At 45.6% G+C, this 12,920-nt stretch carries 16 protein-coding genes; 7 read left to right on the forward strand and 9 right to left on the reverse strand.

Annotated elements, in window-relative coordinates; translation table 11 throughout:
* Window positions 1-58: 58 nt before the first annotated feature.
* On the reverse strand, window positions 59-664 hold the full coding sequence (sodA, locus tag JNUCC21_RS13280; protein WP_003153025.1) for a superoxide dismutase SodA: 606 nt from the start codon (window positions 662-664) through the stop codon (window positions 59-61).
* 165 nt (window positions 665-829) lie between these two features.
* Window positions 830-1,312 (reverse strand): DUF456 domain-containing protein, encoded by a 483-nt coding sequence (locus tag JNUCC21_RS13285; RefSeq protein WP_150941318.1) that lies wholly within the window; start codon window positions 1,310-1,312, stop codon window positions 830-832.
* A 158-nt stretch (window positions 1,313-1,470) separates the two neighbouring features.
* Between JNUCC21_RS13285 and JNUCC21_RS13290 the strand changes: the two genes are divergently transcribed.
* From JNUCC21_RS13290 to ispG, 3 genes are all read left to right on the forward strand, one after another.
* Window positions 1,471-2,235, forward strand: coding sequence for a DUF1189 domain-containing protein (locus JNUCC21_RS13290; protein ID WP_014418394.1), 765 nt, complete (start codon window positions 1,471-1,473; stop codon window positions 2,233-2,235).
* Window positions 2,236-2,326: 91 nt separating this feature from the next.
* Complete coding sequence (locus JNUCC21_RS13295; RefSeq protein WP_007408299.1) at window positions 2,327-2,629, forward strand: LysM domain-containing protein; 303 nt, start codon at window positions 2,327-2,329, stop codon at window positions 2,627-2,629.
* A gap of 132 nt (window positions 2,630-2,761) precedes the next feature.
* Window positions 2,762-3,880 carry a flavodoxin-dependent (E)-4-hydroxy-3-methylbut-2-enyl-diphosphate synthase gene (gene ispG, locus JNUCC21_RS13300; RefSeq protein WP_169510269.1) on the forward strand — a complete coding sequence of 373 codons (1,119 nt, stop codon included), beginning with the start codon at window positions 2,762-2,764 and terminating at the stop codon, window positions 3,878-3,880.
* A 33-nt stretch (window positions 3,881-3,913) separates the two neighbouring features.
* Here the strand turns inward: ispG and JNUCC21_RS13305 are convergent, their stop codons facing one another.
* Window positions 3,914-4,291: a DUF308 domain-containing protein gene (locus JNUCC21_RS13305; protein ID WP_087920773.1), complete on the reverse strand. Its 378-nt coding sequence runs from the start codon at window positions 4,289-4,291 to the stop codon at window positions 3,914-3,916.
* Window positions 4,292-4,424: 133 nt separating this feature from the next.
* On the opposite strand from JNUCC21_RS13305, the gene JNUCC21_RS13310 reads away from it, so the two are divergent.
* The gene (locus tag JNUCC21_RS13310; protein WP_007408297.1) at window positions 4,425-5,006 is read left to right on the forward strand and encodes a nucleotidase; all 582 of its coding nucleotides are present in this window, start codon (window positions 4,425-4,427) and stop codon (window positions 5,004-5,006) included.
* 30 nt (window positions 5,007-5,036) lie between these two features.
* On the opposite strand, the gene JNUCC21_RS13315 is transcribed toward JNUCC21_RS13310, so the two are convergent.
* Together JNUCC21_RS13315 and JNUCC21_RS13320 are read right to left on the reverse strand one after the other, a co-directional pair.
* Window positions 5,037-5,447 carry a Fur family transcriptional regulator gene (locus tag JNUCC21_RS13315; protein ID WP_003153018.1) on the reverse strand — a complete coding sequence of 137 codons (411 nt, stop codon included), beginning with the start codon at window positions 5,445-5,447 and terminating at the stop codon, window positions 5,037-5,039.
* Window positions 5,448-5,570: 123 nt separating this feature from the next.
* On the reverse strand, window positions 5,571-6,452 hold the full coding sequence (locus tag JNUCC21_RS13320; protein WP_007408296.1) for a YitT family protein: 882 nt from the start codon (window positions 6,450-6,452) through the stop codon (window positions 5,571-5,573).
* A gap of 118 nt (window positions 6,453-6,570) precedes the next feature.
* On the opposite strand from JNUCC21_RS13320, the gene JNUCC21_RS13325 reads away from it, so the two are divergent.
* The gene (locus tag JNUCC21_RS13325) at window positions 6,571-6,825 is read left to right on the forward strand and encodes a DUF2624 domain-containing protein (protein ID WP_003153013.1); all 255 of its coding nucleotides are present in this window, start codon (window positions 6,571-6,573) and stop codon (window positions 6,823-6,825) included.
* Window positions 6,826-6,857: 32 nt separating this feature from the next.
* Here the strand turns inward: JNUCC21_RS13325 and JNUCC21_RS13330 are convergent, their stop codons facing one another.
* Together JNUCC21_RS13330 and JNUCC21_RS13335 are read right to left on the reverse strand one after the other, a co-directional pair.
* Entirely contained in the window at window positions 6,858-7,751 is an 894-nt protein-coding gene (locus tag JNUCC21_RS13330) for a deoxyribonuclease IV (RefSeq protein ID WP_012118004.1), read from the reverse strand.
* A gap of 11 nt (window positions 7,752-7,762) precedes the next feature.
* Window positions 7,763-9,079, reverse strand: coding sequence for a DEAD/DEAH box helicase (locus JNUCC21_RS13335; protein WP_015240227.1), 1,317 nt, complete (start codon window positions 9,077-9,079; stop codon window positions 7,763-7,765).
* Between the two features lie 165 nt (window positions 9,080-9,244).
* On the opposite strand from JNUCC21_RS13335, the gene vrrA reads away from it, so the two are divergent.
* On the forward strand, window positions 9,245-9,949 hold the full coding sequence (gene vrrA, locus JNUCC21_RS13340) for a VrrA/YqfQ family protein (protein WP_043021624.1): 705 nt from the start codon (window positions 9,245-9,247) through the stop codon (window positions 9,947-9,949).
* A gap of 122 nt (window positions 9,950-10,071) precedes the next feature.
* On the forward strand, window positions 10,072-11,016 hold the full coding sequence (locus tag JNUCC21_RS13345; protein WP_012118007.1) for a 4-hydroxy-3-methylbut-2-enyl diphosphate reductase: 945 nt from the start codon (window positions 10,072-10,074) through the stop codon (window positions 11,014-11,016).
* Between the two features lie 20 nt (window positions 11,017-11,036).
* Here JNUCC21_RS13345 and JNUCC21_RS13350 read toward each other — a convergent pair whose 3' ends face one another.
* A complete protein-coding gene (locus JNUCC21_RS13350; protein WP_015240228.1) occupies window positions 11,037-12,158 on the reverse strand; it encodes a Nif3-like dinuclear metal center hexameric protein in 1,122 nt (373 codons plus the stop codon).
* A complete protein-coding gene (locus JNUCC21_RS13355) occupies window positions 12,151-12,855 on the reverse strand; it encodes a tRNA (adenine(22)-N(1))-methyltransferase TrmK (RefSeq protein ID WP_032866478.1) in 705 nt (234 codons plus the stop codon). Before JNUCC21_RS13355 ends, JNUCC21_RS13350 begins: the two co-directional genes overlap by 8 nt.
* Window positions 12,856-12,920: the final 65 nt, after the last annotated feature.

Below are 12,920 nucleotides of genomic sequence, written 5' to 3' on the forward strand. Positions count from 1 at the left end.
TCAAAGTCAATAAAAAAACAAGGCCTCCCGCGGGAGACCTTGTGATCATTCAACTCAATTATTTTGCTTCGCTGTAAAGACGGGCAACTTCATCCCAGTTCACAACATTCCAGAAAGCTGAAATGTAATCAGGACGGCGGTTTTGGTAGTTCAGGTAGTACGCGTGCTCCCAAACATCAAGACCGAGAACAGGTGTTTTACCTTCTGAAAGCGGTGAATCTTGGTTTGGCGTGCTTGTAATTTCAAGTTTGCCGTTGTTTACAACGAGCCAAGCCCAGCCTGAACCGAAACGGCCTGCAGCTGCTGCGGCGAATTTTTCTTTAAATTGATCGAAGCTTCCGAACGTGCTTTTGATCTCTTCAGCAAGCTCACCAGTCGGTTCGCCTCCGCCGTTCGGAGATAAAAGAGTCCAGAATAAAGAGTGGTTTGCATGTCCGCCGCCATTGTTGCGGACTGCCGTGCGGATGTCCTCCGGCACTGCATTCAAATCAGCAACAAGCTCATCTACAGATTTCTCTGCAAGCGCTGATCCTTCGATCGCTTTGTTGAGGTTTGTCACGTATGTGTTATGGTGCTTCGTATGGTGAATCGTCATCGTTTCCTTATCGATATGAGGTTCTAAAGCATCATAAGCGTAAGGCAATTCTGGAAGTTTGTAAGCCATAATTTTTTCCTCCTTTAAATATATGTACTGAAATGCCGCTTAACGCGAACTTTTCTAATCTCAATGTAACAAAAGAAAGCGTGGTAATCAATGAAAAAGCTCACAATCCGGCGATTCCAGCAGACATATTACACTTTATCCGTTCACGGCCGAAATTAAACCTTTCTAAAGCACCGTCCATAAGAAATATCCGATCATAAAGAGCTGAATGACGCCTTTTGCCGCCACGCTTGTTAAAAAGCCGATTAACGAGCCGAGCCCCACTTTTGCCGCGGACTTGATATCCTTTTGATGAACAAACACCTCAGCGCAGAGAGCACCGATAAACGGGCCTAATATAATGCCTGCCACGGGAATAACGAAGGGCCCGATCAATAATCCGATCGTGCTTCCCCAGATTGCCGCCCTGCTTCCTCCGTACCTTTTAACGCCAAATAAATTTGACACATAGTCAGCTGCGAATAAAACGGCCGCAAATACCGCCTCAATGAGCCAAAACAGGTAAGAATAAGGGCTGAAGGAAAACAAAAATCCGTAGAGAAGAAAACCGGCCACAATAAAAATAACGCTTGGAATCACCGGATATACAAGTCCGATAAAAGCAATGACGAAGACCGCAATGATAATCAGCCAATACAAAACACTCATGACAAAAACACCCTCCTTTGTTTTGCGGGCGATCACAGCTTCCCGCTTTGTCTTATTATGTATGATTCCTTATCACCGCTTTAAATACTCTCACTTGTGTTCATCCCCTGTGAACGATACAATAAGCAACATATACCAGTTTAGGCTAGGAAGTGAAGATGTTGAACATATTTACGGCTTTATTGAAAAGTACATACTCTCCGGCGGATATTGCAAAAACACGGTTTCAGGGGATAGGAAAAGCGATCCTTTATGTATTTTTGCTGTCTGTCCTTTTTACGCTGCCAAGCGCTTATTACCTTTGCTCCGGCACCGTAAACTCAATGAACGGTTTCAAAACCGTGTTAAAGAAAGATTTCCCTGATTTCAGCATTTCAAACGGAGAATTGCAGACGAAAGCGTCCGCCTCTAAGGAAACGGAAGCGAACGGGTTCGTCATCGTGTTTGATCCGACAGATGCTTACGGCGCGAAACAAATAGCGGCGAAACAAAACGCGATCGGCATTTTGAAAAATAAAATGGTGCTTGCTGTAGACGGACAGGCGACAGAAATGAATTATTCGCTGATGCCTGCTGATATCACAAAAAAAGAAATCATATCAGCATTAAACCAAAATAAAACAATGATCGTCACCGTCCTGTCCGTTCTGCTGTTCATCATGACAGCGGCCGGAAAATTCATTGAAGTATCATTTCTCGCCGTCATCGGACTGATATTGAAAAATGCGCAAAGAAAGACATTGAATTACCAGCAGCTCTGGAAGCTTTCGGCTTATTCCATTACACTTTCGACCATATTCTTTACAATCATGCGCGCGCTTGTTATTACGGTGCCGAGTGAATTTTTAGTGAATTGGTTTGTAAACTTTATCATCCTTTTCCTCGTCTTAAAAGAGATACCGCCAAGAAAAACAGCTGTGTAACAAAGACTGCCCCCGGCGGTCTTCTTTTTTGTCATGAACAAAATGGGACAAGCATACAATGAAGTAAAAATGTATGCGGGAGGCGGTTGGAATGAAGCGGCTTACTTTTGTATTCGGCAGTTTATTTGTGATATTCATTATCTTTTACGATCTTAAAATCGGTACGATCCCTTCTCAAGACCTTCCAGCATACGCAGCGGCGGCACAGCCAGCCCGACAGGAATCTTCATACAGAACGGTTACGGTCAAAAAAGGCGATACGGTGATGTCGATAGTCGGCGCACATAAAGCGCCAGATGATATTGCGCAAGATTTTGAAGCGCTGAATCCGAATGTAAAAGCAAACGCCATTCAGGCAGGCACCGCTTATAAATTCCCCGTCTACCGCAATTAAACGTTAATTTCTTGTCAGTTCGGCAAATACACTGTTACAATATAACATGTAAATAGAAGTTGCCTGACATGTAAAAGGCTCAGCCTGCAAAAGCGGTAACTACAATTAAGGAGCGATTGACAAGTGAGTGAAATCACACATCGTACAAAAACGCGTCCCGTCAAAGTGGGACCTTTAACAATAGGCGGAAATAACGAAGTCGTCATTCAGAGTATGACGACGACCAAAACACACGACGTAGAAGCAACAGTTGCGGAAATCAACCGTTTAGCCGAAGCCGGCTGCCAAATTGTCCGGGTGGCATGTCCGGACGAACGCGCCGCTAACGCGATTGCCGACATCAAAAAACAAATTTCCATCCCTCTCGTTGTCGATATTCATTTTGACTACAAGCTTGCATTAAAAGCAATTGAGGGCGGGGCCGACAAAATCAGAATCAACCCGGGAAACATCGGCCGCCGCGAAAAAGTGGAAGCCGTCGTAAAAGCAGCGAAAGAAAAAGGAATTCCAATCCGGATCGGCGTAAACGCGGGTTCTTTGGAAAAACGCATTTTAGAAAAATACGGCTATCCGACTGCTGACGGAATGGTTGAGAGTGCGCTTCATCATATCAAAATCCTGGAAGACCTTGACTTTCACGACATCATCGTCAGCATGAAAGCGTCTGACGTCAATCTAGCCATAGAAGCATACGAAAAAGCTTCAAAAGCATTTGATTATCCGCTCCACCTCGGAATTACAGAATCGGGCACGCTGTTTGCCGGAACGGTAAAAAGCGCGGCCGGACTCGGAGCGATTTTAAGCAAAGGAATCGGAAACACGCTCCGGATCTCTCTGAGCGCCGACCCGGTTGAAGAAGTAAAAGTAGCCAGAGAACTGCTGAAATCATTCGGTCTTGCTTCAAACGCGGCTACGCTTATTTCATGCCCGACATGCGGACGGATCGAAATTGATCTCATCAGCATCGCAAATGAAGTGGAAGAATACATTTCTAAAGTCAAAGCGCCGATTAAAGTAGCCGTTCTCGGATGTGCCGTTAACGGACCGGGCGAAGCAAGAGAAGCTGATATCGGGATTGCCGGCGCGCGCGGCGAAGGACTTCTTTTCCGCAAAGGCCAAATCGTCCGCAAAGTCCCTGAAGAAACCATGGTCGAAGAGCTGAAAAAAGAAATCGACAAGCTGGCAGAAGAACACTACGCAAAGCTTGAAGCGGAAAAAGCAAAAGCAGAACAAGAAACACAAAAAGCTTGACGGATATTCCGCCAAGCTTTTTTTTGCGTTGTGTTAAAAAAACGGTGTAATGAAGATGCCGAGGACAAGGGAAACAATACCGATTCCCATCGCCCATCCGCCTAAAGCGCCTGCTCCTCTTCTTCTGGCGATATAGCCGACGATAATGCCGCATGCCCCTAATAAAACAGGGAGCACAAACAGGGAAATGATAGAAATAGCCAATGCTGCATACCCTATCCCCCGGCCTTCACTTACTCCGTCCCGGTTATCATCACGGTCTGCTGCCCGGTCAGAAGCACGATATGGCTCTGAAATTTCGGCCGCTGTTTCTTCTGAATAAACATCACGCGTGATATCGGTTCCTTCCGATCCATGATCCACGTAGTAGTCGTTGCCTTTTCGATTTTCGTAATCGTATGCCACCTTCAATTCCCCCTTTTTCTTTTATGAAAGGAGCTTTTTTAGTTTCCGCGTTTTTTACGGATTCATGTTTGCTAAACTTTTCTGGTATTGTTAATTGTTTATGTTACACTTGAAGGGATGAATTTATAGGAGTGTGGACATGTTACGGTTAGGTATAGATATTGACGGCACAGTTACGGCACAGGATACATTTGTCCCTTATTTAAACCGCTCATTTCATCTTTCCATTACCTTGGATGATATGACTGATTATGATCTGACGAAGCTTTTGAACATTACAGACGAGGAATTTTGGGAATGGATGAACGTTCATGAAGCAGCCATATATAAAGAAGCGAAGCTCGCGGAATTTGCCAAGCAGGCACTGGACGGACTGAAAGAAGAGCACCGTCTGATCTACATTACGGCAAGACGCGGCCACTTAGAAGATGTTACGCTGGACTGGTTTGCAAACCGGGACATTCATTACGATCACATTGAGCTTGTCGGAGGCCATCACAAAGTGGAAGCCGTCAAAAAACACGGCATTGATTTATTTTTCGAAGATCACCACGGCAATGCGACAATGATCGCAAAAGAAGCAGGCATTCCGGTTATCCTTTTTAACTCCCCATATAATCAGCTCCCCATCGATTCCAATATTATCAGGGTGCAGAATTGGCTTGAAGCCGTCGCCTGGATTAATAAAAACAAACATAGCTTTCAGCATGTCAAAAGCTGAAAAAAACCTCCTGTATAAGCAGGAGGTTTTTTATCGGCACGCCGGACAGGTGCCGTAAATTTCAAACTTATGGCCGCTGATTTCATACCCTTCCAAATCATCGTGCAGCTTATCCATCGGACAGGACTCAATTTCCTTCGTTTTCCCGCAGGTTAAACAGATAAAATGGTGATGATGATGGGTATAAGAGCATGTAAAACGGAACAGTTTTTCTCCGGAAAGCTCCGTCGTTTCCAAAATGCCGAGTTCTTCATATAACGAAAGATTTCTGTATATGGTATCAAAGCTCAGACCCGGATAGTCGTCATTTAATGCGGCAAGCACGTTTTTGGCGGTCAGATATTTATCAGAATCAGCAAAAAGCTGCAGCATGTCTTCTCGCTTACTCGTATATTTATACCCTTTTTCTTTCAGCAGGTTCAACGCTTCTTGTACGTTCATGAGGACCTCCCCTTTACAACACGGTATCGCTCCAAAAAGAAAATGGCAGCTGTCTGAACAGCAGGCCATTTTCTTATGATGTATCAAATTATACCTATAAAATGATGAAAAGTAAATGAAAGCCTAGTGAATCGCGGTTTTGAACTTACCGCCCCTCGTTTCATGGGTATTCATGATCGTAATAAAGGCGTTTTTATCAATTTCAAACACAATGGATTTCAATTTAGTCACTTCAAGCCTTGTCACGACCGCGTAAATGACTTCTTTGGTTTCATCCGTATATCCGCCTTTCCCCTGAAGTTTGGTGGTTCCCCGCCCAAGCCGGTGCAATATTGCATCTGAGATCTCAGCATATTGCTCTGCAACAATAATGACCGCTTTTGTTTCATCAAGCCCCTGGATGACGGCGTCAATCGTTTTCATGGCAATATAATAAGTCATGAAAGAATACATTGCCTGCTCCGGACCGAACACAAAACCGGCCCAAATGAAAATAAACACATTGATGAGCATAACGAATTCCCCGACTGAAAAGGGCAGCTTTTTCGTGAGAAGGATACCGAGGATTTCAGTACCGTCCATCGAGCCTCCGTTTCGGATGACAAGGCCTACCCCGAAACCGAGCAAAAGCCCCCCGAATACCGTCGCCAAAATAGGCTGGGTCGTAATGGCCTCCACATGGTGCAATGAGGATTCAATCAGCGCTAAACCGACGATTCCGATAACAGTAGAGATGAGAAATGTTTTTCCGATATATTTATATCCGAAAATCATAAATGGAATGTTGAGTAACACAACGAATAAGGCAAAATTGAGGAGGGGATTGGACATAAAGAGGTGGTCTAAAATTAATGAAACACCGATAATGCCTCCGTCGATAAAATTATTAGGGACCAGAAACAATTCAATACTTACGGCGGCTGAACCCGCCCCGATCAGAATCATAATGACCCTGAAGATAAAGTGTAAAAATGATTCTCTTTTATGCTGTTTATTTGGGGTCATAAAATCTCCTTTCCTATAATAACTATTTTAAACAGTAAGCAACTTTATTTTACCATTAAAAGCTGTAACATTTTAATGATCTGCTCAATACATTATGTCTAAAGAGGTGAAAGTATCGATGATTTTAATACAAAGAATTATTTTGCAGCGGCTCAATCAAGTCACTGCGGACGATCTGCTGAAATATTCCAAGCAATACGGGATCAGCATTACAAGAAGTCAAGCGGCTGAGGTAGCGGCTCTGATGCACGGAAAAAACATCAATATTTTTGATGAACAGGAGCGGCTGCGCCTGCTGAAAAAAGTGGAAACGATAACCTCAAAAGAAACGGCGCGGAAAGTTGACGAACTTTTCAATCAATTCTCAGGGTAAGAAAGGAGGGACACCCGCCCCTCCTTTCTTTCTTATTGAGCTGATATTTTTTCAAGAAGCTCCTTATCAAACTGTTTTTCTTTCAGCATTTCGATTTCAAAACGGTACGGCGGCTTCTTATTTTTCTTGTCTTCGCCTACATACGGTGTTTCGAGGATTTTCGGAATATCGGCAAGCTGCTCGTGATGAACGATGTACTGCAGAGCGTCAAAACCGATCTCTCCGAACCCGATATTTTCATGGCGGTCTTTCCGGGCGCCTTTAATATTTTTACTGTCGTTAACATGAAGGACTTTTATCCGATCGATGCCGACGATTTTATCAAACTCGTTAAGAACACCGTCAAAATCATTAGCGACATCATACCCGGCGTCATGGGTGTGGCAAGTGTCAAAGCAGACGGATAGATGTTCATTATGCGTGACTCCCGCAATGATCTCGGCCAGCTCTTCAAAGCTTCTCCCGCATTCTGATCCTTTGCCCGCCATTGTCTCCAGCGCAATCTGCACGTTTTGCCCGGGAACAATCACTTCGTTTAAACCTTCAATGATTTTTTTGATGCCCGTTTCAGCTCCGGCTCCGACATGCGCCCCTGGATGAAGCACGATCTGTCTCGCGCCGATCGCTGCCGTTCTTTCAATTTCAGAACGCAGAAAATCAACGCCCAGCTCAAATGTTGCCGGATTTGTCGTATTTCCGATGTTAATGATGTACGGCGCATGCACGACAATCTCGTCGATACCGTTTTCCTTCATATGGGCGCGGCCCGCTTCAATATTCAAGTCTTCAATTTTTTTGCGGCGCGTGTTTTGGGGAGCGCCCGTATAGATCATAAATGTATTCGCCCCGTACGAAACAGCTTCCTTGCTTGCGGCAAGGAGCATATGTTTTCCGCTCATTGAGACGTGTGAACCTATTTTCAGCAACCCGATTCCCCCTACTTTCCTCTGTTAGATTGGTTTCTTCTCTGCTTCTTTTTAATTTTTTCCATTTCGTAGCTCATTTTCTTTTTATAGCCCGGCTTTACTTTTTTCGGCTTTTTTACGAGGCGTTTCGCAATTTGGTCAGCCTCATTTGCCGTCTTTTTGCGATTTTTACGGCGGTGGCGGTCATCGCCTTTCTTCCATTCCCCGTTTACAAGCTCCGCATAGTCAAACACAATGCCCATCTTTTCAAGTCTTGCGAGCGCATCTTCGTCAGAAAGCTCATAAATGGTCAGTGCTTGGCCTGATGAACCGGCGCGTGCAGTTCTTCCGACACGGTGAACATAAAAATCCAAATCGTCCGGAAGCTCGTAGTTGATGACGTGGCTTACGCCTTTAATGTCAATTCCTCTAGCCGCAAGGTCTGTCGCAATGACATAAGTGAATTCCAGATCATTAATCTGCTTCATTACCTTTTTGCGCTCACGCGGCGTTAATCCCCCGTGCAGAAGACCGACCCTCATTCCTTTTTCAGTCAGGTATTTCGCAATATGGTCAGCCGTGTTTTTCGTATTTGCAAACACAATGCCCAGATAAGGATTCAGATGAGACATCATATCAAAAAGCAGTTTGTCTTTATCACGCTGTTTAGAAGGAACCAACACATGTTCAATCTTTTCGGCTGTGATTCTTTTCGGCTCAACATGCGCGTACTTCGGATTTTCCATATACTTTTTCAAAAACGGCTTCAGCTTTTCCGGAATCGTAGCTGAGAACACAAGCATCTGCAGTTCTTCCGGCATACGCGATCCGATATAATCAACGTCTTCTAAAAAGCCCATATCAAGCATCAGATCAGCTTCGTCAATGACGAGAGACTGCGCTTTATAGACGTTCAATGCCTGCGCCTTAATCAGATCCGCGATCCGGCCCGGCGTTCCGACGACGAGATGAGGCTGTGTTTTCAGCTTATCAATTGATTTTTGCTTGTCCGTCCCGCCGATGAAGCATTTTGTCCGGATCGGCTCATCTTCCGCACCCTGTGTGATTTTGAGCGCTTCCTGATGAATCTGATTGGCAAGCTCTCTCGTCGGCGCCGTGATAACGGCCTGTACCGTATCAGAACCCGGATCAATCCGATTCAAAATTGGCAATAAATAGGCGTGGGTTTTCCCCGTCCCCGTCTGGGACTGCCCGATCACGCTTTCGTTTTTCAGTACGGCAGGTATCAGACGCTTTTGAATATCTGTCGGTTCATAAAAACCAAGGCGGTGAACTGCATCTATAATAAACGGTTTTAAGTTGTATCCATCAAATTTAGTTTCTTTCATTTTTCCCAGCTCCTTAAAGCGGCACATTCTGTGTCCATCATCACATTATAACCGATTTTACTTAAAAACACCATGTCTTGGGGGAATCCTGTTTTCGAGACAGAAAAGCAAATGCCCCCTCCGATGCATATTGTAATAGCAGAGAGACAGAAAGGAGGTACAAGTATGTTTCCACAGCAGCCGATGAGAAATATGGCGCAGCAGGGCCGGCCGTTTATGAATCCGCGTATGATGATGGGAGGAAGACCGTCATTGCCGGGACGGCAGCTAATGCAGCAGGGACGGCAGCTTTTCCCTCAGCAGCAGATTGCCGGAGCGGGCCTGAGAAACGCAGGCACGGGCGGCGGAGGGGGCTTAAAAGGGATGCTTTCCCGTTTTTTACCCGGTTCAGGAGGAGGAAGCGCTGCCGCGTCGGCACCGGCGGCGGCCAGCGGAGGAGCAGGTGCAGGACTGCAGGGAATACAGAACCTGGCAAGTCCGGCATCCCTGTCGAGCATGCTCGGCAACGTTCAGAAGGTGCTCGGCGTGGCGCAGCAGGTTACGCCGATGATTCAGCAGTACGGTCCTTTAGTACGGAGTCTGCCCGCCATGATGAAGCTTTACAGCCAATTAAGCAGCAGTGATGACGAGAATGAATCTGACGAGACGAAAGAAACAGACGAACAGAACAAAAAGGATGAAGCTGAAAAAACAGATGAAACAGATGAAACAGAAGATGAAAACAAATCAGACGCCTCATCCAAAACATCAAAGAAGACGTCTGAAAAAGCATCCGCTTCAAAAGAAAAAGACGCCGCACAGGCAGACTCAGCGGAACAGCCGCGTCCAAAAAGAACATCGGGCAGATCAAAGCCGAAATTATATATTTAACATTCTTTGATATCTCACGAAAGATTAGCTATAATGAGATCAGAAGAATGCAAGATTTGAGCCGTTTAACTACGGCTTTTTATATTGCCTCTACACTCACTTTTGATAGGAGGACATCTACATTGGACGTTATCAAAATATCGCCGCGCGGCTACTGTTACGGCGTTGTTGATGCCATGGTCATAGCCAAAAACGCGTCACTCGATAAAACACTGCCAAGACCTATATATATACTGGGAATGATTGTTCATAATAAGCATGTCACAGATGCGTTTGAGGAAGACGGCATTTACACGCTTGACGGCACAAACCGTCTGGAGATTTTAAAGCAGGTGGAAAAAGGAACCGTTATTTTCACGGCTCACGGGGTATCTCCGGAAGTAAGAAAAGCCGCTGAGGAAAAAGGGCTTGTTACGATTGACGCCACATGCCCGGACGTCACGAAAACACATGACTTAATCCGAAAAGTAAAAGCTGAAGGTTATCACGTCATATACATCGGTAAAAAAGGCCACCCCGAGCCTGAAGGAGCCGTCGGCGTCGCTCCTGAAATCGTTCATCTCGTTGAAACAGAGGAAGACGTGAGAAATCTCGATATTCAGGCTGAGAAATTAATCGTTACAAACCAAACGACAATGTCCCAGTGGGACGTCCACGATATTATGGAATCAGTCAAAGAAAAGTACCCGTACGTGGAATACCATCAGGAAATCTGCCTGGCCACACAGGTTCGTCAAGAAGCTGTATCAGAGCAGGCAAAAAAAGCGGACTTAACCATTGTTGTCGGTGATCCGAAAAGCAATAACTCCAACAGACTGGCACAAGTGTCAGAAGAAATCGCCGGAACAAAAGCCTACCGAATCGGAGACATCAGTGAACTGAAGCTCGAATGGCTGAAAGACGTCAATACCGTCGCCGTTACCGCAGGCGCATCAACACCGACACCGATTACAAAGGAAGTCATCCGCTTTTTAGAGCAGTTTGACCACAACGATGAATCGACATGGCAGCTTGAACACAGTGTGCCGCTAAAAAAAATCCTTCCGAAAGTAAAAATAAAAAACTGAGGCCGGGGGCCTCAGTTTTTTTATAAGAAAGTAAATGGGTTTGTATCTGTTTCGGAAGCGAAAATGCGCACATCATAGTTTTTCTCCCCGGCCATTGCCGTAAGCTTCTCAGCCGTGCCTTTTCTCATGATTTTTTCAGCATAATGCCCCGGGTCCACGACGTTTAACCCCATCATCATCGCATCATGCGCTACATGGAAATAAAGATCGCCCGTCACGTAAACATCTGCACCCTTCCGCTTTGCCTGATAAATATATTTATTTCCGTCACCGCCAAGAACCGCGACTTTTTTCACCTTGCTGTTTCGCTCTCCGACCATCCGGACTCCGTTAACGTCAAACTTTTCTTTCACAAACAGAGCAAACTCTTCAAGCGTCATGTCTTGCTGAAGTTTTCCGATGCGGCCGAGCCCTTTTTCAAGCGGAGACTGCTCCACTGGATAAATATCATATGCCACCTCTTCATACGGATGGCTTTTTTTCAGCGCTTTTACGACGGTTTTCTCCATACTTGCCGGAAAAACGGTCTCAAGTCTCACTTCATGGACGAGCTCCAGTTCTCCCGTCTGTCCGATAAACGGTTCTGCCCCGTCCAGCGGCTTAAAGCTGCCGATTCCCTCAGAGGAGAACGCGCAATGGCTGTAATTGCCGATATGTCCCGCTCCGGCGTTGCCAAGTGCAGTTCTTACAGCTTCTTCATAGTCTTTCGGAACATATACGGCAAGCTTTTTCAGCGGATCCGAATATGTCGGGACGAGCACTTCTGTGTCTGTCAGGCCGAGAGCTTCGGCAAGCAGATCATTCACACCGCCGTCCGCTACATCAAGATTCGTATGAGCCGCATATACGGCAATATCATGCTTTATACATTTCTCAATCAGTCTTCCGCCAGGCTGATCAGTGGTGATCTGTTTAAGCGGCCGAAAAATCGGCGGATGGTGGGCGATAATTAAGTCAACTTTTTTCTCAATGGCTTCATCTACCGTTTGTTCCAGAACATCCAGTGTCACCATGACATTTTTCACCGGCTTATTCAATGTACCGATCTGCAGGCCGATTTTATCTCCTTCCACCGCAAAAGCCTTCGGTGAAAATTGTTCAAACAGCTGGATGATTTCCTGTCCGTTTACATGTTTAGGCATGTCCGATTACCTCCTTCAGCAGAGAAATCCGCTCTTTCAATTCAGCTAATTTTTCATGACTTTCATGCTTTGCGCTGCGGCTGATCTGTTCATAAATTTGTTCAGTATGCTTAAGTTCCTGGCTCCATTTCCGAAGAAACACTTCATTCCTCTCTTTTAATAAAAACGGACCCGCAAGCATTCCGGCAGCCATCGGCACGTCCCGATACGGCGCATCACGGTCGCCAGTTTCCGCAACGAGGATTTCATAACACTTTCCGTCTTCTTCGAGAATCACTTCATCAATCAGTTCATAGCCTTCCTGATACAGCCACTCTCTTATATGAACGGCATGAATATTCGGCTGCAGAATCAGCCGTTCACGCCCCGTCAATTTCGTTTTTCCGGACTCCAAAATATGAGCGATCAGCGCTCCGCCCATGCCAGCGATTGTAATGGCGCCGGCTTCTCCTTTTTCAAGGACGCTCAGCCCGTCACCTTTCCTTACGGAGATAAGAGTGCTTAAGTCCAGTTTTTCCACCTGCTGTTTGGCGGATAGAAACGGTCCGTCTGTAATTTCACCGGCGATTGCCCGGCTTGCCAAATGATTCAAAACGGCATAGCAAGGAAGATACGCGTGGTCCGACCCGATATCAGCAACCAGGGCACCCGGAGGGATATATTCCGCCACAGACTGCAATCTTTTAGATAACTTCATTTCATTCACAATATCACAACTTTTCTCAGGTTCTTTTTCCTTTACTATCATATAAAAAAACCGCC

Source organism: Bacillus sp. JNUCC-21, from assembly GCF_041222765.1.
Lineage (GTDB): Bacteria > Bacillota > Bacilli > Bacillales > Bacillaceae > Bacillus > Bacillus velezensis.

Excerpts from the sequence above, each read along its gene's own strand:
- sodA (WP_003153025.1), bottom strand. The coding sequence starts at position 664 with ATGGCTTACAAACTTCCAGAATTGCCTTACGCTTATGATGCTTTAGAA.
- JNUCC21_RS13285 (WP_150941318.1), bottom strand. The coding sequence starts at position 1,312 with ATGAGTGTTTTGTATTGGCTGATTATCATTGCGGTCTTCGTCATTGCT.
- JNUCC21_RS13290 (WP_014418394.1), top strand. The coding sequence starts at position 1,471 with ATGTTGAACATATTTACGGCTTTATTGAAAAGTACATACTCTCCGGCG.
- JNUCC21_RS13295 (WP_007408299.1), top strand. The coding sequence starts at position 2,327 with ATGAAGCGGCTTACTTTTGTATTCGGCAGTTTATTTGTGATATTCATT.
- JNUCC21_RS13310 (WP_007408297.1), top strand. The coding sequence starts at position 4,425 with ATGTTACGGTTAGGTATAGATATTGACGGCACAGTTACGGCACAGGAT.
- JNUCC21_RS13315 (WP_003153018.1), bottom strand. The coding sequence starts at position 5,447 with ATGAACGTACAAGAAGCGTTGAACCTGCTGAAAGAAAAAGGGTATAAA.
- JNUCC21_RS13320 (WP_007408296.1), bottom strand. The coding sequence starts at position 6,452 with ATGACCCCAAATAAACAGCATAAAAGAGAATCATTTTTACACTTTATC.
- JNUCC21_RS13325 (WP_003153013.1), top strand. The coding sequence starts at position 6,571 with ATGATTTTAATACAAAGAATTATTTTGCAGCGGCTCAATCAAGTCACT.
- JNUCC21_RS13335 (WP_015240227.1), bottom strand. The coding sequence starts at position 9,079 with ATGAAAGAAACTAAATTTGATGGATACAACTTAAAACCGTTTATTATA.
- vrrA (WP_043021624.1), top strand. The coding sequence starts at position 9,245 with ATGTTTCCACAGCAGCCGATGAGAAATATGGCGCAGCAGGGCCGGCCG.
- JNUCC21_RS13350 (WP_015240228.1), bottom strand. The coding sequence starts at position 12,158 with ATGCCTAAACATGTAAACGGACAGGAAATCATCCAGCTGTTTGAACAA.
- JNUCC21_RS13355 (WP_032866478.1), bottom strand. The coding sequence starts at position 12,855 with ATGAAGTTATCTAAAAGATTGCAGTCTGTGGCGGAATATATCCCTCCG.